Source organism: Streptosporangium saharense, assembly GCF_014203715.1.
Taxonomy (GTDB): domain Bacteria; phylum Actinomycetota; class Actinomycetes; order Streptosporangiales; family Streptosporangiaceae; genus Streptosporangium; species Streptosporangium saharense.
The window spans coordinates 190,222-210,431 of sequence record NZ_JACHJP010000007.1 but is presented as its reverse complement, the minus strand read 5'-3'; the positions used below and the strand labels follow the sequence as shown (position 1 = coordinate 210,431).

Genomic DNA, 20,210 nt, shown 5'->3' with positions numbered 1-20,210 from the left:
GCTCTGACGGCGGCGTCACTGCCGCTGCTGGGTCCCGGGCGTCTGGGGCCGGTCGGCCTGCACCGGCTTCCTGGCCGCCGCGACGTCGAGCGCCGGTCCCTCGGGGATCAGGTGCACCAGGTGCGCGGGCAGCGGGGCGATGTCCTGCGTCGTGTAGCCGAGCCCGGTCAGCGCCTCCGGCGAGGTGACGGCGTGCCGCCGCCCCTGGTCGTCGAGCAGGTAGAGCGACCGGATCGCCTCAAGCCTGCCGTCACCGGGCAGCAGCCCCAGCAGGGCGCCCCCGCCGTACGGCAGGACCACCTGGTCGACCACGTCCTGGTTGAACCAGCCCTTCGGCGGCGCGGGGACGGAGACCGTGCTGCCGACCGTCAGCAGCGCCCTGACCGAGCCGCGTTCGGTGTCGGAGTAGACGGCGCAGACCGGGTCGGTCGGAGGCGGGGTGACGATCGTGGGCATGGCCTGCGGAAGGTCGCCGCCGCCCATCGAGGTCGCCGACCGCCTGGCCCCGGTCGCGGTGGCCGGGTCGAGCTCGATCGCCCTCACCGGTGCCCTGCCGTACGCCTTCTTGCTGTCGGGGTTCTGCAGGAGCAGGGCGGCCTGCGCGGGCGTGAGCGGCGCCAAGCCGTCGGCGAGCTGGACGTACCACTTGGCGCCTCCGCCCGCGACGGGCGGGACGGTGAAGACTTTGCCGACGACCGATCCGCGACCGTCGGGACCGCGTGTCTGGCGGCCGAGACCGGGGACCGAGGGGGAGCGGAAGTCGGGCCCCGTGGGCAGCGCGTTGAGCCAGGCCAGCGGGACCTGGCGGGGCCGCTCCTCGGTCAGCGCCCGCGCCCCCTCGGTGGAGACGCGCATCCGCTGGTTCGACCAGAGTAGCCAGGCCTGTCCGTCCTGCTCGACGAGCATGGCCTTGTCCTGCCCGATCGGAGCGCCGCCGACGCCGAACCCCCCGACCAGCGAGGTGTACGGCCTGCGCTCGCCGTTGGTGTCCGTCCCCTCGACCACGCAGGCCGACCAGGGGGAGCGGACCAGGCGGTCGCGGGCGGGCAGCGACTCGGGGGCGCCGGGGATGCCGACCAGCGTGCCGCGCGGGTAGCGCGACAGCGACGCCGAGCTGACCAGGCGCACCTTCACGTCCTGCTGGCCGACCAGCAGCCGCGCCGAGGCCATGTTGACGACCGGGATCATCGTGCCCTGGGGGGCGCTGTAGACGAACGTCGCGCCCGTCTCCTCCTCGACGACCACGGTTCCCGGGTCGGTGAGCGCGGTCGCGTTGCCGGGCCGCAGCAGGCCGATCACGCCGAAGACGGCGGCGACCAGGACGGCGACCAGTACGCCGCCGAACATCGCCACGTTGTGTCTGCGCATGGGTGATTCCGGCAGGTCGGGCTCGCCCTGGAGCAGGGCGGTGCCCAGACGCTGCGTCATCAGCCGGTACGCCTGGTAGAGGTCACGCCGGGTCTGCATCCCAACCCCCGTATCGCCGGATGCGTCCCCCCCAAGCATAGAAGGATGATCTTGAAGATGGTCCCTTTTGTGGTGGATGTAAACAGTTGTCGTCCAGGGCCTTTCCGATCATGGAAGGACCGTTGAACAAGGCCCGGGAAGACGCGGAAGGTGGGCCCGGCGGTGATAGGAGATACAGGACGACCGCTGATCAAGGAGGACACATGGCGCTGGACATCCATGTCACGTCCGATGCGATTCGGGCGCTGCACACCGAGGTGACGGACACCACCGTCCCCAAGGTCAAGGAGCTCGGCGGGCTGCTGGAGAGCACCGACGTCCCCTTCCCCGGCTGGGGCGCGGCCGGTGAGGTGGCGATCGGGATCCAGTACCGCAGGGTCCAGAAGCAGATGGAGGAGAAGTTCACCCAGGCCCTTGAGGTCCTGGCCTCCTGGCAGGAGGGTCTGCTGACGGCCGAGGCCAACTGGCGGACCGCCGAGTCGGCCAGCGGTGTCGTCGTCCGCCGATGAGCCCCTCCAACAGACCCGCCTGGAGTACGGCGACCCGCAGCGCCAAGGGCGTCGTCCTCCACTCCTCGAAGATCCTCAGCAGCCTGGAGAAGGGCGCGCGACTCGCGCCGACCCTGTGGGCGGGCGTGGCCATCGCGGGAACCGCCGTCGCCAACGTGCCGGGGATGGCCAACGCCTACAACAACTGGGAGTCGCTCCACTCGCGCCTGGACACCCTCAACAAGAGCTTCCTGGCCTCCCTGCGGGAGAAGGAGAAGGAGGGGTGGATCGCCAAGGACCGCGAGGCGTTCAACCACGCGGTCCAGCAGTACCAGGAGGCGGTGGAGAGCCTGCGCGCCTACGTCAAGGCGGTCGCCGGGATCGTGGACGAACTGGGTGACGCCTACCGCGCCTACTGGGCCGCGCTCGCCGCGCTGGCCGCGCGCCTGATCGCCCTCCTGCTGATCGCCGCCGCCATGCTGACGACGCCGTTCGCGGGCTCGGCCGCGCTCAACCTGAGGCTGCTCGGCACCCTGGCCAGCAGGATCATCGCCGCCTCGACCGCGGGGCTGGTGAAGGTCATCGCCGCGGGGGCGAGCAGCGTCTCGCTGTTCTTCTCCGGCAAGGCGTTCTGGCAGATGTTCAACCTCGCGCCGACCGGTGACGCGAAGGTGGACTTCACCCAGGCCATGATCGTCACCGGGAACCTGCCCTCCTTCCAGAAACCGCCCCCATCACGACCGGGGCAACCGGCCCAGCTCCCGCCCTCGGCGGGCTTCCAGTGGCTGGCCCCCAAGAGAGACCTTCCGGAGCCGTGACACAGATGAACCGCAACCTCGACGACCTGCGCCTGGACACCCCGGAAGGGCTCGACGAGTTCGTACGGCGCAGCGACGCGATGCTGAGCAGGCTCGGCGACGCCCACGCCGAACTCGACGCGGTCACCGGGGAGGGCGAGGCGGCCGACGGCATGGCACGGGCCGTGGTGGACTCCACGGGCTCGCTGCGGCGCATCACCCTCGACCCCAGGATCGCGCGCCTGGACGTCGCCACGATCGCCGAGGCGGCCACGGAGGCGGTCCGCGCGGCGCAGGCCGACGCGCGACGCCGTACCGAGGAACTGATCAGCGAGGCGACGGGCGGCGAGCCGGTCACGCTGGACATGGCCGCGGCCCGCCGCCAGCTTGAGGAGATCGGTGAGGACCTGGCCCGCACCCTGCGGGACCTGTCCGCGGGCTTCTAGCGCTGCGGCTGATTGCCCGTGATCTTGTCGAGCGTCGCGTCCACCTTGGGGTCGGGCTTGTTCGTCGCGGGCTCGCCCACCTCGCGCTTGGGGGCGATCCAGGACGAGGGCGGCTCCGTGGACAGGACGATCTTCTTGAAGTCGACCTTCGTGCCACCGGTCGGCGTGACGTTGTGCAGGTCGCTCATCCGCTCCATGAGGGAGGTCAGGGCGGAGCCCGCCAGGGCGAGATAGCTGCCCAGGAGCATCGTCATCTTGGCCGTGAGGCCGTTGACGACGTTGCCGAGCCGCTGGAGCTGTATCTGCGCGGCGGCGGCCGTGGCCGGGTTGGCCATGCTCATGCGCCGGGCGGCGACCGCGTAGAGCAGCACGGTGCCGGAGAGGGTGGCGATGCCCTTCCAGTAGTCGTAGTACGCCTGCCGGAGCGCCTCCATCCGGCCCTCCATGGTGTAGCAGACGCCGCTGAGCTTCTGCAGTTCGCCACAGAACAGGACTGTCGCGTTGAGGAACTCCTCCCGGTCGTCGGCCTGCCAGTCGGCACGGGTCAGGAAGACCGCGTTGCCGATGAGGGAGGGGTAGGCGACCTCAAGGGCCTTGGCCAGGGAGTTCCAGTTGGCCTTGGCGTCGTTCATTCCCGGGGTGTTGGCCACGGCCGTGGTCACGATGGCCACCGCGGTCGCCAGGCTGGGGATCAGCTGGTTGCTCGTCTTGAGCGTCTCGATGGCCTTCTGCGCGGTGGCCGCCATCTCCCCGCGCGCCGCCCACTTCGCCGCCCGCTCCGGGTGGACGAGACTGACCGTCGGAGGTGTCGGAGGCGTCGTCACGAATAGGTCACCTCGTTCGCCTTCTCGGCGTTCTTCCAGTTCTGCTTGATGGTCTCCAGGGCGGCGATCCAGGCGTCCAGTGCGCCGATCGCGTCCTCGACCATCTTCTTGATGTCCTCCTGCCTGGCGTTGTACACGCTGCCGAAGGGCAGGCCGAGCACCCCGAACCCGGGGAAGTCGACGTCGGTGCTGTCGACCTTCGTCTTGAGCTGCTGGAACTCCGGTATGACCCGTTCGGTCAGGTTGCGCTGGACGTTCGCGATACAGGCTGAGGTGACATGGATGTTCTGACTCATCCGCCGACGTACCCCCGATGGTTCAACCCTTGGACATCTGCTTGTTTCGTGTGTTTTGGGTGATCTTTACGGTACCGTGTGGGTTTTCTGGTGTCAGGAGTGATTTCGGTTATCTGATGTCACTCATCGTCAGGAGACCGTCAGGGGGAGCACGGTGTTCGATTCCGCCGACTTCGGGCTGGAAGACCTGGAACGCATCAGCAGGGACGCCGAGCGTCAGATGCTGCGTCTGGCCGAGATCGAGGGCGAGCTGGGTGAGGTGCGCGGCACGGGGACCGGCGCCGACGGACTGGTCGGCGTGACCGTCGGCCCCTCGGGCAGGGTCGAGAAGATCGACCTCAACCCCCGCGTCATGCGCCTGGACAGTCACGCCCTGGCGGAGGAGCTCATGCGGGCGGTCGGGGCCGCGGAGGACGACAGGGAGCGCAGGACGAGGGAGATCCTGGAGAGCGCGGGGCTCCCGGACACCCCGGTGAACGCGGACGACACGAGCGAGCGGATGGCGGTCGCCTACGAGTTCTTCGCCAACTCCGTCGACGCCCCCGACGGACGCTTCGAGCGCCGCTGACGGACCTCACGAAACAGTGGCCCTCGCCGATGCGATCGGCGAGGGCCACTGTTCTTTCTCAGTTGGAGTGTGTCATCCGCAGTTGGCCGGCGGAGCGCTGGCGCTGTCGGCGGGGACACCGCCGCTGAAGCTCACGCACTTGCCCTTGGCGGGCAGGATCACCGGACCCGCGTAGTACTTGTAGTCTCCACGCTCGGTCTTGCTTCCACCGCCGGTCACCGTCAGGGTGGCCCAGACCGGGGTCGCCTTCCCGATGTCGGTGCTCTTCATGGTGACCACGCAGTTCGCGCCGGTCGAGGAGTTGTAGAGCTGGTGGACGGTCCCGCCGTTGAAGGACGCGGAACGCTGCACGTAGAAGCCCGCCCCACAGACCTGCTGCGGGGTGTAGGGGTTGGCCTGCGGCTTGGGCGCCTCGGTCGGAGGCTTGGCCGGGGTGGGCTCCGCGGGCGGCTTGGGCGGGGTGGACGTGATCGGCTTCTCGGTCGGCCGCTCAGGAGTGGGCTTCGCCTCGGGCTTCGCGGTCCTGGTCGGGCGCGGCCGTACGGTCCTGGTGGGCTCGGGGGTCGGCGTCGGGCTCGCGGTGCGGGTGGGCGCCGCGCTCGCCGTGGGCGTCGGCTGGGGCGACGGAGCCGAGGAGGCGGTCGGACTGCCGCTCGGCGAAGGGGACGGGTCGGTGGTCGCGCTGGGAGAGGCCGTGGGGCCCTCACTGGGAGACGCGCTGGGCGACCCGCTGGGACTGCTGGGAGTCGCCGTGGGGGTCACGGTGACGGTGACGGTCGGGGTCGGCGTGTGGGCCGGGGTCGGCTCCGCCGTCTGGCTCGGCTTCTCCGTCGGCTTCGCCGAGGGCTGCGCGGTCGGCGCGGTGCTCGGCGGCGCGGGAACCGCGGTCGGCGGCAGCGGAGAGGCGGGCACGGTCGGTACGGCGGGCGGCGGGCTGGCGAACGAGGTCAGCGTCGGCACCGGCGGCTCACCCGTCGGCGCGTCCGTGGTCAGGTTCAGCGGGCCGACATCGGGAACCTCCGGGTCGGGCGTCGCACCCCACGGCACGGTCACCTTGCCCGCGGGGTCGTCGCCGGTGCCCTGCTGCCCGTTGCCGCCCGTGCCGTTCGTCGGGTACGGCTGCCGCCCCCCGGCCTGGTCGACCAGGGCGAGCGGGTTCCCGGCCGTCCCGTCGGCGGAGGCCTTCTCGACGTTGTTGAGCGAGGTGTAGTTCCCCGCGGCCCAGATGCCCGCCCCCGCCAGCACGGCGACCGTGCCGACGCAGGCGGCCAGCAGCAGCCCGCCGGGCTTCTTGCGCTCCGCGGAGGAGGCCGCGCCCTGCAGCACGATGGGCGGCTGCGCCGGAGCGGTCTCCTTGGGCAGCGGCGGCGCGCTCCAGCCCGCGGACACCGTCGGCTGCGAGGCGACGGCGTCCTGCTCCTGGGGTACGGCCCGCGCGACGGCGTCCCCGGTGATGGCCGTCCCGGTGAGGGCGGGCCGGTCGCCGAGCAGTTGCAGCATCGCGGCCTTGGTGTCGGGGCGCTGCTGCGGCTGCTTGTCCAGGCAGGCGATCAGGAGGGTCGTCAGCGCGGGCGTGAGCCCGGTGAGGTCGGGGGAGCCGTTCAGGACGGCCTGCGGGTCCCCGCCGAAGGGCGCCCTGCCGGTGGCGGCGTAGGCGATGGTCGCGGCCCACGCGAACAGGTCGGCCGGCCTGCCGGGAGCCGGGGCCGGGCCGCCGGTGAGGTTGGCGTGGACCACCTCGGGGGCGTGGTAGTCGGGCTCGGGGCCGCTGACGCCGAGGGCGGTGTCGCGGACGCGCGGCCCCTCCGCGCTCAGCACCACGGCGTCGGGGCTCAGCCCGCCGTGGGCGAGACCCGCCAGGTGGATGGCGGTCAGGGCGGTGAGGGTGCCGGACGCGAGCCGTTCGAGGGCGTCGGGGTCGAGCGGCCCGTCGGCGGTGACCGTCTCGCGCAGCGAGCGGCCCTCGACGTGCTCGTGCACGACGTAGGGGGAGTCGTCGAACCAGCCGACCTCGACGAGCTTGGCGGTGTGGGCACCGGAGATCCGCTTGGCGGCGTGCAGCCGGTTGGTGATCCGCTCCCGCGTCTGGGGGTCGGCCCCGGGCAGGGCGGGCAGGAGGCGGATGACCCGGGTGATCTCCTGATCGGGAAGCCGCCCCAGGTAGACGGTGTGACCGGCGGCGTCGCTGAGACGTCCGGTGAGGAGGTAGACACCAATCCGTTCTGGATCTTCAGGTGTCAATGGGTTGAAATCCCCCATCGGCCATCCTTCCAACTCAACTATCGATAAAGACTGCTATAGGTCGATCTAGGGCTATCAAAGCAAATCTGATCAGTGAAGTTCACATGTTTCACAGCTCTTTCACGTCTGTTCTCCCGGATGCCCTGGTCGCCATCCCCTCCGCCGCCCCTTCGGCACCGCGAACCGGAACACAAGAGCGAGCAGGGCTCCGGCGAGGCAGAGCAGGGCGACCCACAGCGTGATCGAGACGCTCAGCGCGTCCTCGGGGGGCGTGCGCCGGATCGCGTCGGCGGCCAGCGGGGCGGGCTCCTGCGGCGCCAGCGCCACCTCGTCCGAGGCCATGATGGTCGAGATCGCCAGCAGCGGGTTGACCATCCCGGCGCCGCTGCCCGTCCCCGAGGTGCCGTCCGCGGTCCGCGCGATGCGCCAGCGCACCTGGTCCTTGTTCAGCCCCGGATAACGGGCGCGCACCAGCGCCGCGACCCCCGACACGTAGGCCGCCGCGAAACTGGTGCCCTTCTCCTCCTCCACGTAGGACCGCCCCGGCCAGGTGCTGGTGATGTCACTGCCGGGGGCCAGCACGGTGACGGGGGTCGTGGCGTTGGAGTAGTCGGCCCTGCTCCCGTCCGGATTGGCCGCGCCGACCGAGATGACCCCGGGATAGGCGGCCGGGTAGGCCGGGGAGGGGGTGCCGTCCTCCTTGTTCACGTTGCCCGCGGCGGCGACCACGACCACGTCCTTGGCCAGCGCGTACGCGACCGCGTTGCGCAGGTCGGGCTGGTCGCTCGCCTGGATGGAGACGTTGATCACGTCGGCGCCGAGCTGGGTCGCCTTGACGATGCCCAGGGCCAGCCTGCCCAGGTCGCCCTCGTCCCCGAGGGGCTGCTTGAGGGAGATCAGCCTCGCCTCCGGCGCGACCCCCGCGAAGGGCACCCCCTTGAACCTGGCCCCGCCGATGATGCCCGCGACCGCGGTGCCGTGCCCGACACAGTCGGCCTTGCCGGTGCCGGTGAGGTCGATCGCGGTGACCCGGGAGAGCTGGGGATGCGTGACGTCCACGCCGCTGTCAACGATCGCGACTGTCACCTTCGCGCCCCTGGTCAGCCGCCACGCCTGCGACAGGTTGAGCCGCCGCTGGCCCCACGGCTCCGCGATGCTCGTCGTGCCGCGCTTCGGGGCGCACCTGGCGGGCTCCGCCGCGGCGGGAACGGCGGGTACGGCCGCCGCCGCCACGATCACGACGGCCGCGGCGATCCGTGCCGACTTCTTCACCATGTGTCCCCCAAGACCGGTGATGTCCGGCAGAACCCTACTGAACCCGATCAAGCGCCGTCACGGGGTCGGACGGTCCTAAGCTGACTGCCGGGACCGAACGAGGGCGGGGAACGGGCATGGAAGAGCAGGCTGCCGGCAACACGGCGGGATACCCGTGGGGCGAGGCGACCGCGACGGGCGTCGGGTCGCACCCGGGGGAGGACCACGAGGAGGCGGTCAGGGTCGTCCTCGGGGAGCTTCCCGGCCTGCCGTACCTCCCGGAACTGCCCGGCAGGGGCGTCGGCGCCGACATGGTTGGGCGGTCCGCCTCCCTGCTGGTGGAGCTGGCCGTCGAGGTCCAGCCCTCCGGGTGGCGCTTCGCCGACCGGCCGGGACGCGACGCCAAGCGGGCCCGCGACCACCTGCTGCGCGACCTCGACGCCCTTGAGGAGGCGGTCCAGGGATACCGGGGACCGTTCAAGATCCAGGTGGCCGGGCCGTGGACGCTGGCGGCGGCCGTCGAGCTGCGCCACGGCGACAGGACACTCGCCGACCCGGGCGCGGTGCGCGACCTGGCCGCGTCCTACGCCGAGGGGCTCGCCGCGCACGTCGCCGACGTGCGCAGGAGGGTGCCGGGAGCGACGGAGATCGTGCTGCAGCTCGACGAGCCCGGCCTGCCCGGCGTGCTGGCGGGCACGGTCCCGACCGCCTCTGGCTTCGGACGGCTGGCCGCCGTCGAGGCCCACGACGCCACCGAGCTGCTCGGCTCCGTGCTGCCCGAGGGGGTCTTCCCGGTCGCCCACTGCTGCGCGCCCGGGGTGCCCTTCGGCGTCCTGCGTGGGGCGGGCTTCCGCGGCGTCTCGCTGGACGCCTCCCTGCTCAGGAGGCGTGAGGAGGACGCGATCGGCGAGACCGTCGAGGCCGGGATCGCTCTCTTCCTCGGCGTCGTGCCCGGCGTGGACGCGCCGCTGCCCGACATCGGGGTGGTCGCCAGGCCGGCGGCGGAGCTGTGGCGCAGGCTCGGCTTCCCCGCCGCGACGCTGGCCTCACAGGTCGTGCTCACCCCCGCGTGCGGCCTGGCCGGGGCCTCACCCGCCTACGCCAGGGCCGCCCTGTCCACGTGCGTGCGGGCGGCCCGCGTGCTGCGCGAGGACCCCGGCGAGTGACCTCCCCGCCCGCCGTACGACTGCGGCGGAAGTGGTTCGCGGAGTTTGTCCGTGGAGGTCGTCCCCGGGGCTTGTCCATGTGCGGGTAACGGCGCCGCGCATTGTCGGTGGTCGGCGATAGCGTTCTCCTCGTTCGTGGTTGAAGAGGGGAGAGTCCTGCGATGGGCGCTGAGGTCGAGGGTGTGCCGGTTGCGGCGCTTGAGCGGCACGCGGAGCTGGCCGAGCTGGCCGAGGAGGCCAACTGGCGTTACTACGTGCTCGACTCGCCGACCGCGAGCGACGCGCAGTACGACGGGTGGATGCGCGAGCTGCTCGCCCTTGAGGAGGCGCACCCGTCCCTGCGCACGCCGGACTCCCCGACGCAGAAGGTCGGCGCGCCGATCTCCAGCGACTTCACCCCGGTCGCCCACCTGCAGCGGATGGAGAGCCTGGACAACGCCTTCAACGCCGACGACCTGGTCTCCTGGCAGGCCAGGGCCGAACGGCTCGCCGAGCGCGACATCGCGCCCTACCTGTGCGAGCTGAAGATCGACGGCCTGGCGATCGCGCTGGTCTACGAGAAGGGCCGCCTGGTGCGGGCCGCGACCAGGGGCGACGGCCGCGTCGGCGACGACGTCACGGCGAACGTGCGCACCATCGCCGACGTCCCCCACCGGCTCACCGGCCCTGACGTGCCCGACCTCGTCGAGGTCAGGGGCGAGGTCTACATGCCGGTCGAGGGCTTCGGGAAGCTCAACGAGCAGCTCGTCGAGGCGGGCAAGCCGCCCTTCGCCAACCCCCGCAACTCCGCGGCGGGCTCGCTGCGGCAGAAGGACCCCAGGATCACCGCGCAGCGCCCGCTGCACATGATCGTCCACGGGGTCGGCAAATGGGAGGGCACGCCGCTGCCGACGACCCAGTCGGCGGTCTACGAGCGGCTCAGGGAGCTGGGCCTGCCGGTCAGCGACCTCTACCGGGTCGTGGACGACCTCGACGGCATCAACGCCTTCATCGAGTTCTACCGCGAGCACCGCCACGACCCGGTCTACGAGATCGACGGCGTCGTGGTGAAGATCGACCGCATCGAGATCCAGCGCAACCTGGGCTCGACCAGCAGGGCGCCCCGCTGGGCCATCGCGTACAAGTATCCGCCAGAGGAGGTCAACACCAAGCTCCTGGACATCCAGGTCGGGGTCGGCCGCACCGGCCGGGTCACGCCGTACGGGGTGATGGAGCCGATCGTGGTCGCGGGCTCGACGGTCGAGCGCGCCACCCTGCACAACGCCTCCGAGGTCGTGCGCAAGGGCGTGCGGGTCGGCGACACCGTGGTGCTGCGCAAGGCGGGCGACGTCATCCCCGAGATCGTCGGCCCCGTCGCCGACCTGCGCGACGGCACGGAGCGCGAGTTCGCGATGCCGACGCACTGCCCCGAGTGCCACACGGAGCTGGCCTACGAGAAGGAGGGCGACGCCGACCTGCGCTGCCCGAACACCAGGGCGTGTCCGGCCCAGCTCCGTGAGCGCATCTTCTTCGCGGCGGGACGCAGGGCCTTCGACATCGAGGGGCTCGGCTACGTCGCGGCGACCGCGCTGACCCAGCCGCTGCCGCCGCAGGAGCCCCCGGTGCGCACCGAGGCCGACCTGTTCGACCTGACCATCGACAGGCTGCTGCCGATCAGGTCCGTCGTCCGCGACCCCGACACCGGCCTGCCCAAGACCGACCCGGAGACCGGCGAGCCCAAGGTCGTCACCTTCTTCGCCAACCAGAGCGGCGAGCCGAGCAAGAACGCCGAGAAGATGCTTGAGGAGCTTGAGCGGGCCAAGGACCAGCCGGTCTGGCGGGTGCTGGTCGCGCTCTCGATCCGGCACGTCGGCCCGCCGACCGCGCAGGCCATCGCCGCGGAGTTCCGCTCGATCGACGCGATCGCGCAGGCCACCGAGGAGGAGCTCGCCGCGGTCGAGGGCGTCGGCCCCCGGGTCGCGGCGGCGATCCACGACTGGTTCCAGGTCGACTGGCACCGGGAGATCGTGACCCGCTGGAAGCAGGCCGGGGTCCGCATGGAGGACGAGCCTCCCGCGGACCTGCTTCCGCGGACGCTCGAAGGCCTGACGTTCGTGGTGACCGGAACGCTCGCGTCCTTCACCCGTGACGAGGCGGGCGCCGCCCTTTCCGCCCGGGGCGGAAAGGTGTCCGGTTCAGTGTCGAAAAAGACCTCTTTCGTGGTGGTTGGGGAGAACGCCGGCTCCAAATATGACAAGGCAGTCAAGCTCAAAGTGCCGATTCTCGACGAGGATGGCTTGCGGGTCCTGCTGGAGGAGGGGCCGGAGGCGGCGGCCGCGGTGGCGGTGAAGCCGGAGGAGTGACCACGGGGGCGAGAGGCCGACCAGGGGAAACGACGAGCGGGGGCCGTTCCGTGCCGGGCGCTTCGAATGGCCGGTAACGGAACGTGCGCAATTGGTTCCGCGAAGTGGCCCAGAGGCCGTACTCTCCCATAGTGAACTAATGGGGGTTTTGTTACTCATGGCCGACCCAAATGACACGCGCGACACCGGTCCGCGTGTGGGCTCACCGTTGTGGGCCTATCTCACCGCCGTCATCACGATCGGGTTCGCCGCCCTCGTGCTGGCCCAGTTCCTGACGAGCCCCGCGCAGCTGACGGGGCTCGCGCGCAGCCCGATGTTCTGGATGCTGGCGGTCCTGGTCGTCCTGGGCGAGCTGCGCCCGGTGATGTTGTCGTCGTCGATGACGGTCGGGGGCACCTACCCGTCGACGATGTTCACCTTCGCGGCCCTGCTCCACTACGGGCTGCCGGTCGCGGTGCTGATGCAGGCGATCGGCATCGTCGTCAACAGCGCCGTCACCCGCAAGGCGTGGCACCGGGTCATGTTCAACGTCTCCCAGACGACGCTGGCGCTCACGGCGGCGGGGGTCGTACTCGCCGTGTTCTGCGGCCACTCGTCCTCGGCGATGTCCTGGGTGCCCGACGGGCGTGACCTGCTCGCGATCGGCCTGGCCGGGCTCGCCTACTTCGCGGTCAGGGCGCTGCTCGTCTCCTGCGCGGTCGCGCTGCACGAACGGCGCTCCGTCTACCGGGTGATCAGGACCACGATCGGCCACCAGAGCCTGGTCTACGCGGGCCTGCTCGGCCTGGCGCCGCTGGTCGTGGTCGTGATGAACGACTCCCCGGCGCTGGTCCCGCTCTTCCTCGCGCCGATGGCCGCCGTCTACTTCACCGCCACCCTGTCCGTACGGCGCGACCACCAGGCCACCCACGACGGGCTGACCGGGCTGCCCAACCGCAAGATGCTCGTGGTCAGCACCGAGGAGGCCATCGCCGAGGCCAGGACGGGGGAGAAGGTCGGGCTCTTCCTGCTGGACCTCGACCGGTTCAAGGAGGTCAACGACACCCTCGGCCACCCGGTCGGCGACCGGCTGCTGCAGATCGTGGCGCACCGGCTCACCCACAGCGTGCGGCCGGGCGACGTGGTGACCAGGCTCGGCGGCGACGAGTTCGCGGTGCTGCTGCCCTCGGTCAGGAACGCGACGGCGGCCAGGGAGGTGGCGGCGCGGCTGCGGGTCGCCCTCACCGAGCCGGTCAGGCTGGAGGGCATGACCTTCGACCTGGACGCCTCGGTCGGCATCGCCCTCTACCCCGACCACGCGCCCGACTTCGAAATGCTGATGCAACGTTCCGACGTGGCGATGTACCTCGCGAAGGAGGCGCGCACCGGCGTCGAGGTCTACGTCGCCGAGAAGGACCGCAACAGCCCCGAGCGGCTCAACCTCATGGGCGACCTGCGCCGGGCCATCGACCGCCGTGAACTGCGCCTGTACTACCAGCCCAAGCTGGAGCTGACCACCGGCCGGGTGCGCGGGGTCGAGGCGCTGCTGCGCTGGCGCCACCCGGAGCGCGGGATGATCTCGCCGGGGGAGTTCGTGCCGATGGCCGAGCAGTCCTACCTCATCAGGCACCTCACCCAGTACGTCATCGACGAGGCGCTCGAACAGGCAGCCCACTGGTGGCGGATCGGGCTGAACGAGCGGATCTCCGTCAACGTCTCGGCCCGTGACCTGCTCGACTCGACCCTCCCCGAGCTGCTGGAGATCGGGCTCGCCCAGTACCACCTGCCGCCGGAGGCGATCCAGCTTGAGGTGACCGAGCGCGTCCTGATGACCGACCAGGCCTACACCGCCGACGCCGTGCGCGCCCTGAACGCGCTCGGGGTCGAGCTCGCGCTGGACGACTTCGGCACCGGCTACTCCTCGCTGGTGCGCCTGCAGCGCCTGCCGGTCTCTGAGGTCAAGATCGACGCCTCGTTCGTCAGGAGGCTCGGCGAGTCCGTGGACGACGAGCGGATCGTCCGCTCCATCGTCGATCTGGTCCGCTCGCTGGGGCTGCGCTCGGTCGCCGAGGGCGTCGAGTCGGACGAGGTGGCCGCCCGCCTGACCGACATGGGCTGCGAGCTGGCCCAGGGACGGCTCTTCACCGAGCCGATGCCCGCCGCCGACGCGACAGTCTGGCTGAGCGAGCACCGGGGCAGGGCCGTACCCGACCTGGGGTTCCTGCCGGGCAGCGAGGTTCTCGACCCCCAGACTGCCTGATTCACCCCTCTCCCACGGTGTTCCGGTGGCACACGGGCCACGGGAACACCGTGGGAGGGGGGCGCGGGTTGTTGGGTCAGGCACGCCAGGTGACGAGCCCTAGGATGACAGTGTCCAATTGCCATTCACGAAACGGGTTCAACGACTCATGTCCGCCATAACCCGCGACGAGGTCGCTCACCTCGCCAGGCTGTCCCGGCTGGCGCTGGCCGACGAGGAACTCGACCACTTCGCCGCGCAGCTCGATGTGATCATCGGTGCGGTCGCCCGCGTCGCCGAGGTGGCGGCCGACGACATCCCGCCGTCCTCGCACGCGCTTCCGCTCACCAACGTCTACCGCCCGGACGAGGTACGGCCCGGCCTGACGCCGAAGGAGGCGCTGGCCGCCGCCCCCGCCGTCGAGGACGACCGCTTCCGTGTTCCGCGCATCCTCGGGGAGGAAGCATGAGCCTCGTCCACACCTCCGCCGCCGAGCTCGGCGCGCTGGTCGCCAGTGGTGAGGTCTCGGCCGTCGAGGTCGCCCAGGCCCACCTCGCCCGCATCTCCACGGTGGAACCGCAGGTCAACGCCTTCCTGCACGTCGACGCCGAGACGACGCTCGCGCAGGCCCGCGCCGTGGACGCCCGCATCGCGGCCGGGGAGCGCCTCGGCCCGCTCGCCGGTGTGCCGATCGCGCACAAGGACGTCTTCACGACCACGGACATGCCGACCACGGCCGGTTCCAAGATCCTTGAGGACTACCGCCCGCCGTACGACGCGACCGTGACCAGGCGGCTGCGCGAGGCTGGACTGGTGATCCTCGGCAAGACCAACCTCGACGAGTTCGCGATGGGCTCCTCGACGGAGAACTCGGCCTACGGCCCCACCCGTAACCCGTGGGACCTGTCGCGCATCCCGGGTGGCTCCTCCGGTGGCTCCTCGGCCGCGGTCGCCGCTTACGAGGCCCCGCTGTCCACCGGCACCGACACCGGCGGTTCGATCCGCCAGCCCGCGGCGGTCACCGGCATCGTCGGCATGAAGCCGACCTACGGTGGTTCGTCCCGTTACGGGCTGATCGCCTTCGCCAGCTCCCTGGACACGCCCGGCCCCTTCGCCCGCAACGTGCTGGACGCCGCGCTGCTGCACGAGGCCTTCTCCGGGCACGACCCGCTGGACTCGACCTCCATCGACGCGCCCGTGCCCTCGGTCGTCGAGGCCGCGCGCAACGGCGACGTCGCGGGGCTGCGCATCGGCGTGGTCAAGGAGTTCGGCGGCGACGGCTACCAGGCCGGGGTGCTCGCCCGCTTCCACGAGAGCGTCGAGCTGCTCGAATCCCTCGGCGCCAAGGTCGTCGAGGTCTCCTGCCCGTCGTTCACCACGGCGCTGCCCGCCTACTACCTGATCGCGCCGTCCGAGGCCTCCTCCAACCTGGCCCGCTTCGACGCCATGCGGTACGGCCTGCGCGTCGGCGACGACGGGACGCGCAGCGCCGAGGAGGTCATGGCGCTGACCAGGGCCGCGGGCTTCGGTCCCGAGGTCAAGCGGCGCATCATCCTGGGCACCTACGCCCTGTCCAGCGGCTACTACGACGCCTACTACGGCCAGGCGCAGAAGGTCCGCACGCTGATCGCCCGTGACTTCGAGGCGGCCTTCAACCAGGTGGACGTGCTGGTCTCGCCGACCACGCCGACCACGGCGTTCCCGATCGGCGAGCGCGCGGACGACCCCATGGCGATGTACCTCGCCGACCTGTGCACCATCCCGACCAACCTGGCGGGCAACGCGGCCATCTCGGTGCCGTGCGGCCTCGCCGACGAGGACGGGCTGCCCGTCGGCCTGCAGATCATGGCCCCGGTGCTCGGCGACGACCGCTGCTACCGGGTGGGCGCCGCCGTGGAGCGGGCCCTCGAAGGTCGCTGGGGCGGCAGCCTGCTGTCCAAGGCCCCGGTGCTCTAGGCGACAAGTAGCTACAAGCAGGGCGAGAAAGGAAAACAGGGGGAAAGGCGGCATGATCACTCGGATCGAGATAGACGGGTTCAAGTCATTCTTGAACTTCGTCCTCGACGTGCCGCCCTTCCTGGTGCTGGTCGGCCCGAACTCCAGCGGCAAGTCGAACCTGTTCGACGCCCTGGACTTCGTCGCCGCCGAGGTCACCGGCCAGGGCGGTCTGATGGCCGCGTCCAGGGGCCTGCCCGTCGAGCAGTTCCACCGGGTCGCGCGGGGGACGCCCGTGCCGGGGTTCGTCGTCTCCGTCGAGACCCTGCTCACCCCCGAGCCCGGCGCGCTGCTGCCGGTCAGGTTCGACGCGGGCGCGGAGATGGTCCTGAAGATCCCGAGGTCGAGCGGGGTCGTCGTCAGCCACGTGGCCAGCCAGCTCCCCGAGGAACTGCTCGAACTCATGGTCGAGGACCCCGATCCCGAGGTCACGCCGGGCCGTACGGTCTCGGCGTGGCGGCGCTACGCGCCCGTGCCGCAGGCCATGCGCAGGCGCTGGTCGGCGGAGGACCGGGGGCCGCTGGCCACCGACGGCCGCAACCTCGCCGCGGTGCTCGGGCGGATGGCCGGTACGGCGGCGCTCGCCGACCTGACGGCCGACCTCGCGGGCATCGTGCCCGACGTGGTCACGCTGGTGCCCAGGACCGAACGGGAGGACTGCTCCTTCGAGGTGGTGGTCGAGGGCCAGGGAAGCGTCCCGGCGCCCCTGCTGTCGGACGGGACCCTGCGGATCCTGGGCCTGCTGGCCGCCCTGCACGACCCGGAGCATTCCGGCACCCTGCTGGTCGAGGAGATCGAGAACGGCGTGCACCCGGCGCGGCTCGGCGAGCTGCTGCGGCGGATCAGGCAGCGGATCACCCAGCCGGGCGGCGTCGAGCCGTTCCGGCAGGTGATCCTCACCACCCACTCGCCGGTTGTGGTCGCCGAGACCTACCGGGCCGACCCGGACGCGCTGACCTTCCTGGACACCGCGGTCCGCGTCGATCCCGACCGGGACCGGGTCTCGCGGGTGACCGTGGCCAAACCCGTCCAGCAGGACGGCGAACCGGGCACGTTCGTCTCGCCCAGGCAGCTCGGCAAGTACCTCGGGACGGCGGCATGAGCCGCCCGCTGGTGCCCGGCCTGATCGCCAGGGGAGAGATCGAGGAGGGCTTCCTCGGCATCGTGATCTCCCGTCAGCTGCGCGAGCTCACGTGGATGTCCCCGCACACGGTGGACGTCGGGGCGACCGAGGTCGTCTCCTCCGGCAAGGAGAACGTGGTCACGGCGCTTGAGGAGCTCGCGGCCGACTGCCACCTGCTCTTCACCCACGACGGGGAGCGCGAACGCGGCAAGAGTGACGGCGTCCGCTACCACTCGCACTACCTGGTGCCCGTGATCGGGCTGGGGGAGACCGAGCGGTGGCCGCTGGCCGACCGGGGGATGTGGGCCAGGTTCGAGGGCAGCGACCTCGGCCTGCTGCCCTCCCGCCCCCGCGACGTGGAGCGGATCACCGACCCGGAGGCCGTGCTCGCCGCGACCGTCCCCCACAGGGGAAAGCCGGTCGGCGACTACCTTCGCTACGTGGGGCACAACGTGGACCTCGCCGTGCTGGCCCAGGTCCCCGGCTACGCCGACTGGGTCGCCGAGACGAGGAACGCACTGAAAGCACTTGGTTACCTGTGAGCGGGCGGGACCCCGGCACAGCGGGCGGAGCGGCGCACCGGACGTGGGCGCTCCGCGGAGGGAACGAGGAGGGTGATCGGCCGATGAGCGCGCGAGAGCCCGACGCAGTGGGCGGAGTGGCGCGCGAGGCGCGAGTCCCCCGCCCGGTCAACGAGGATTGGTGAACGACCGATGAGCACGGAAACGCTGATGCCGTACGACGAGGCGCTTGAGCGCTTCGAGCCGGTGCTGGGCCTGGAGACGCACGTCGAGCTGGGCACCCACTCGAAGATGTTCTGCGCCTGCCCGACCACCTTCGGCGCCCCGCCGAACACCCAGGTCTGCCCGGTCTGCCTGGCGCTGCCGGGCGCGCTGCCGACGGCCAACGCCGCCGCGATCGAGTCGACGATCCGCATCGGCCTGGCGCTCAACTGCTCCATCGCCGAGTGGTGTCGCTTCGCCCGGAAGAACTACTTCTATCCGGACATGCCGAAGAACTACCAGATCAGCCAGTACGACGAGCCGCTCTGCTTCGACGGCTACCTCGACGTCGAGGTGGACGGCAGGACGGTGCGGATCGAGATCGAGCGTGTCCACCTGGAGGAGGACACCGGCAAGTCCACCCACGTGGGCGGCGCGACCGGCCGTATCCACGGCGCCGACTACTCGATCGTCGACTACAACCGCGCGGGCATCCCGCTGGTCGAGATCGTCACCAAGCCGATCCCCGGCACCGACCGGCTCGCCCCCGAGGTCGCCCGCGCCTACGCCACCGAGCTGCGCGAGGTCATGCGCGCGCTCGGCGTCTCCGACGTGCGCATGGAGGAGGGCTCCATGCGCTGCGACGTGAACGTCTCCCTCATGCCGCGCGGCGCGACCGAGTGGGGCACCCGTACCGAGACCAAGAACGTCAACTCGCTGCGCAGCGTCGAGCGCTCGGTCCGCGGTGAGATCTCCCGCCAGGCCGCGATCCTGGCCGAGGGCGGCACGATCACCCAGGAGACCCGGCACTTCCACGAGGACACCGGCACCACCACCTCGGGCCGCTCGAAGGAGGAGGCGCAGGACTACCGCTACTTCCCCGAGCCCGACCTGGTGCCGATCGCCCCGGACCCCGCGTGGGTGGCCGAGCTGAAGGCGGCGCTGCCCGAGCTGCCGAGGGTACGGCGCCTGCGCCTCCAGCAGGAGTGGGGCGTGTCCGACCTGGACATGGAGTCGATGCACAACATCGACGCCATCGACCTGGTCGAGGCGACCGTCGCCGCCGGTGCCCCGCCCGCCGACGCCCGCAAGTGGTGGATGGGCGAGCTGGCCCGCAGGGCCAACGAGGCGGGCGTGCCGCTGGTCGAGCTGGCGATCACCCCCGACCAGATCGCCAGGGTGTGCGCGATGGTCGCCGGGGGAGCGCTGAACGACAAGCTGGCCCGCCAGGTGCTCGAAGGCGTGCTGAACGGCGAGGGCACCCCCGACGAGGTGGTCGCCGCACGCGGCCTGCAGATCGTCAACGACGAGGGTGAGCTCTCGGCGATCATCGACCAGGTGCTGGCGGACAACGCCGCAGCCGCCGAGAAGGTCCGCGGTGGCAAGATCGCGGCGGTCGGCGCCCTCGTCGGCGGCGTCATGAAGGCCAGCAGGGGCAAGGCGGACGCGGCCCGTGCCCGCGAACTCCTGCTGGAGAAGCTCGGCGTCTCCGAGTAACTTTTCCGCTGCTTTCGACTGGTTTCAGTCGGCGAAAGGTCCCACCGGTTCGGTGGGGCCTTTTTGTTATGTGGTAATCCACTTTTTCCCACTAAATGCGCATTGACTGGGGTTGTTAACTCCTTGCACAGTAATCACATTCGTCTCCCCCTTCTCTCTGGTGCCGCACAGCCCGAGATCGGAGAATTCCATGAAGAGACAACTGGCGCTGCTCGCCGTACTCTCGGCTGCCGTCTGCGGGACGTCGGCCGTCGTCACGCCCGCGCAGGCCGCCGTTTCCGCGACCGCGAGCGCCCGGGCGATCGACGCCGTCGTCATCGCCAACGGCGTCCGGCTGAGATCGTCCCCCAACGGGAGCTGGGTGATCGGTTACCTCTACTACGGGGATTACGGGCAGATCCTGAGCGTCAGCTCGGGCACCTGGTGTCAGTTCAGGCTCCGCGGAAGGTCGGCCTCCGGACTGCCCTCGGGAACCGTCGGCTGGGCGTCCTGCTCCTACTTCGCCACCGAGGACGGACTGCGTTTCTCGAACACGGCAGTCGACGCCCTCGGCTCCTGACCGGGCCGGGCCCCGCCGTACAGGACCATCTCCCGAGCCTGTACGGCGGGCCGCTCCCGGGGCGCGGGAAAGCACCTCCGCGGTGCCGGAAAAGACGGGAAAGGGCTCTTGCGCAGCACGAACCGTGCTGCAAACCCGCCATGCCGAGGTGATTTGTTACCACTCACCAAGGGTGCCTGCGGACGGTTGTGGTTTAGGGTTGCCGGA

At 70.9% G+C, this 20,210-nt stretch carries 18 protein-coding genes; 13 read left to right on the top strand and 5 right to left on the bottom strand.

Features of this window, described 5'->3' with window-relative positions:
• Nucleotides 1-15 precede the first annotated feature (15 nt).
• A complete protein-coding gene (gene eccB / locus FHS44_RS28490) occupies nt 16-1,467 on the bottom strand; it encodes a type VII secretion protein EccB (RefSeq protein WP_184720146.1) in 1,452 nt (483 codons plus the stop codon).
• Between the two features lie 203 nt (nt 1,468-1,670).
• Here eccB and FHS44_RS28485 point away from each other — a divergent pair, with 203 nt between their 5' ends.
• From FHS44_RS28485 to FHS44_RS28475, 3 genes are read left to right on the top strand one after another with little or no spacing between them, the layout of a single operon-like run.
• Nucleotides 1,671-1,976 (top strand): hypothetical protein, encoded by a 306-nt coding sequence (locus FHS44_RS28485; RefSeq protein ID WP_184720145.1) that lies wholly within the window; start codon nt 1,671-1,673, stop codon nt 1,974-1,976.
• Nucleotides 1,973-2,773, top strand: a complete 801-nt coding sequence (locus tag FHS44_RS28480; protein ID WP_184720144.1) for a hypothetical protein — start codon at nt 1,973-1,975, stop codon at nt 2,771-2,773. Before FHS44_RS28485 ends, FHS44_RS28480 begins: the two co-directional genes overlap by 4 nt.
• 5 nt (nt 2,774-2,778) lie before the next feature.
• Nucleotides 2,779-3,198, top strand: coding sequence for a YbaB/EbfC family nucleoid-associated protein (locus FHS44_RS28475; protein ID WP_246436211.1), 420 nt, complete (start codon nt 2,779-2,781; stop codon nt 3,196-3,198).
• On the opposite strand, the gene FHS44_RS28470 is transcribed toward FHS44_RS28475, so the two are convergent.
• Both FHS44_RS28470 and FHS44_RS28465 read right to left on the bottom strand, forming a co-directional pair.
• Nucleotides 3,195-4,022: a hypothetical protein gene (locus FHS44_RS28470; RefSeq protein ID WP_184720142.1), complete on the bottom strand. Its 828-nt coding sequence runs from the start codon at nt 4,020-4,022 to the stop codon at nt 3,195-3,197. The genes FHS44_RS28475 and FHS44_RS28470 overlap by 4 nt on opposite strands.
• Nucleotides 4,019-4,318 (bottom strand): hypothetical protein, encoded by a 300-nt coding sequence (locus tag FHS44_RS28465; RefSeq protein ID WP_184720141.1) that lies wholly within the window; start codon nt 4,316-4,318, stop codon nt 4,019-4,021. Before FHS44_RS28465 ends, FHS44_RS28470 begins: the two co-directional genes overlap by 4 nt.
• A gap of 154 nt (nt 4,319-4,472) precedes the next feature.
• Between FHS44_RS28465 and FHS44_RS28460 the strand changes: the two genes are divergently transcribed.
• Nucleotides 4,473-4,886, top strand: a complete 414-nt coding sequence (locus FHS44_RS28460; protein WP_184720140.1) for a YbaB/EbfC family nucleoid-associated protein — start codon at nt 4,473-4,475, stop codon at nt 4,884-4,886.
• A 72-nt stretch (nt 4,887-4,958) separates the two neighbouring features.
• Here FHS44_RS28460 and FHS44_RS28455 read toward each other — a convergent pair whose 3' ends face one another.
• Both FHS44_RS28455 and FHS44_RS28450 read right to left on the bottom strand, forming a co-directional pair.
• Nucleotides 4,959-7,127, bottom strand: a complete 2,169-nt coding sequence (locus FHS44_RS28455; protein ID WP_246436164.1) for a protein kinase domain-containing protein — start codon at nt 7,125-7,127, stop codon at nt 4,959-4,961.
• Between the two features lie 120 nt (nt 7,128-7,247).
• Complete coding sequence (locus tag FHS44_RS28450) at nt 7,248-8,402, bottom strand: S8 family serine peptidase (protein ID WP_184720138.1); 1,155 nt, start codon at nt 8,400-8,402, stop codon at nt 7,248-7,250.
• A 116-nt stretch (nt 8,403-8,518) separates the two neighbouring features.
• On the opposite strand from FHS44_RS28450, the gene FHS44_RS28445 reads away from it, so the two are divergent.
• The 9 genes from FHS44_RS28445 to FHS44_RS28405 all read left to right on the top strand — a co-directional run bounded on the left by FHS44_RS28445 (nt 8,519) and on the right by FHS44_RS28405 (nt 20,003).
• Nucleotides 8,519-9,547 (top strand): methionine synthase, encoded by a 1,029-nt coding sequence (locus FHS44_RS28445; RefSeq protein WP_184720137.1) that lies wholly within the window; start codon nt 8,519-8,521, stop codon nt 9,545-9,547.
• Nucleotides 9,548-9,708: 161 nt separating this feature from the next.
• On the top strand, nt 9,709-11,889 hold the full coding sequence (gene ligA / locus FHS44_RS28440; RefSeq protein WP_184720136.1) for an NAD-dependent DNA ligase LigA: 2,181 nt from the start codon (nt 9,709-9,711) through the stop codon (nt 11,887-11,889).
• 157 nt (nt 11,890-12,046) lie between these two features.
• Entirely contained in the window at nt 12,047-14,128 is a 2,082-nt protein-coding gene (locus FHS44_RS28435) for a putative bifunctional diguanylate cyclase/phosphodiesterase (protein ID WP_184720134.1), read from the top strand.
• A gap of 148 nt (nt 14,129-14,276) precedes the next feature.
• A complete protein-coding gene (gene gatC / locus FHS44_RS28430) occupies nt 14,277-14,576 on the top strand; it encodes an Asp-tRNA(Asn)/Glu-tRNA(Gln) amidotransferase subunit GatC (protein ID WP_184720132.1) in 300 nt (99 codons plus the stop codon).
• Nucleotides 14,573-16,063: an Asp-tRNA(Asn)/Glu-tRNA(Gln) amidotransferase subunit GatA gene (gene gatA / locus FHS44_RS28425; RefSeq protein WP_184720130.1), complete on the top strand. Its 1,491-nt coding sequence runs from the start codon at nt 14,573-14,575 to the stop codon at nt 16,061-16,063. The genes gatC and gatA overlap by 4 nt, the downstream gene beginning before the upstream one ends.
• Before the next feature lie 52 nt (nt 16,064-16,115).
• The gene (locus FHS44_RS28420; RefSeq protein WP_184720128.1) at nt 16,116-17,204 is read left to right on the top strand and encodes an AAA family ATPase; all 1,089 of its coding nucleotides are present in this window, start codon (nt 16,116-16,118) and stop codon (nt 17,202-17,204) included.
• Nucleotides 17,201-17,767: a hypothetical protein gene (locus FHS44_RS28415; protein WP_184720126.1), complete on the top strand. Its 567-nt coding sequence runs from the start codon at nt 17,201-17,203 to the stop codon at nt 17,765-17,767. The genes FHS44_RS28420 and FHS44_RS28415 overlap by 4 nt, the downstream gene beginning before the upstream one ends.
• 171 nt (nt 17,768-17,938) lie before the next feature.
• On the top strand, nt 17,939-19,444 hold the full coding sequence (gene gatB, locus FHS44_RS28410; protein WP_184720124.1) for an Asp-tRNA(Asn)/Glu-tRNA(Gln) amidotransferase subunit GatB: 1,506 nt from the start codon (nt 17,939-17,941) through the stop codon (nt 19,442-19,444).
• A 190-nt stretch (nt 19,445-19,634) separates the two neighbouring features.
• Nucleotides 19,635-20,003: an SH3 domain-containing protein gene (locus tag FHS44_RS28405; protein ID WP_184720122.1), complete on the top strand. Its 369-nt coding sequence runs from the start codon at nt 19,635-19,637 to the stop codon at nt 20,001-20,003.
• Nucleotides 20,004-20,210: the final 207 nt, after the last annotated feature.

Bases quoted from the DNA above. Each gene is read 5' to 3' on its own strand.
- eccB (WP_184720146.1), bottom strand. From the start codon at position 1,467: ATGCAGACCCGGCGTGACCTCTACCAGGCGTACCGGCTGATGACGCAG.
- FHS44_RS28485 (WP_184720145.1), top strand. From the start codon at position 1,671: ATGGCGCTGGACATCCATGTCACGTCCGATGCGATTCGGGCGCTGCAC.
- FHS44_RS28480 (WP_184720144.1), top strand. From the start codon at position 1,973: ATGAGCCCCTCCAACAGACCCGCCTGGAGTACGGCGACCCGCAGCGCC.
- FHS44_RS28475 (WP_246436211.1), top strand. From the start codon at position 2,779: ATGAACCGCAACCTCGACGACCTGCGCCTGGACACCCCGGAAGGGCTC.
- FHS44_RS28465 (WP_184720141.1), bottom strand. From the start codon at position 4,318: ATGAGTCAGAACATCCATGTCACCTCAGCCTGTATCGCGAACGTCCAG.
- FHS44_RS28450 (WP_184720138.1), bottom strand. From the start codon at position 8,402: ATGGTGAAGAAGTCGGCACGGATCGCCGCGGCCGTCGTGATCGTGGCG.
- FHS44_RS28445 (WP_184720137.1), top strand. From the start codon at position 8,519: ATGGAAGAGCAGGCTGCCGGCAACACGGCGGGATACCCGTGGGGCGAG.
- ligA (WP_184720136.1), top strand. From the start codon at position 9,709: ATGGGCGCTGAGGTCGAGGGTGTGCCGGTTGCGGCGCTTGAGCGGCAC.
- FHS44_RS28435 (WP_184720134.1), top strand. From the start codon at position 12,047: ATGGCCGACCCAAATGACACGCGCGACACCGGTCCGCGTGTGGGCTCA.
- gatC (WP_184720132.1), top strand. From the start codon at position 14,277: ATGTCCGCCATAACCCGCGACGAGGTCGCTCACCTCGCCAGGCTGTCC.
- gatA (WP_184720130.1), top strand. From the start codon at position 14,573: ATGAGCCTCGTCCACACCTCCGCCGCCGAGCTCGGCGCGCTGGTCGCC.
- FHS44_RS28420 (WP_184720128.1), top strand. From the start codon at position 16,116: ATGATCACTCGGATCGAGATAGACGGGTTCAAGTCATTCTTGAACTTC.
- FHS44_RS28415 (WP_184720126.1), top strand. From the start codon at position 17,201: ATGAGCCGCCCGCTGGTGCCCGGCCTGATCGCCAGGGGAGAGATCGAG.
- gatB (WP_184720124.1), top strand. From the start codon at position 17,939: ATGAGCACGGAAACGCTGATGCCGTACGACGAGGCGCTTGAGCGCTTC.
- FHS44_RS28405 (WP_184720122.1), top strand. From the start codon at position 19,635: ATGAAGAGACAACTGGCGCTGCTCGCCGTACTCTCGGCTGCCGTCTGC.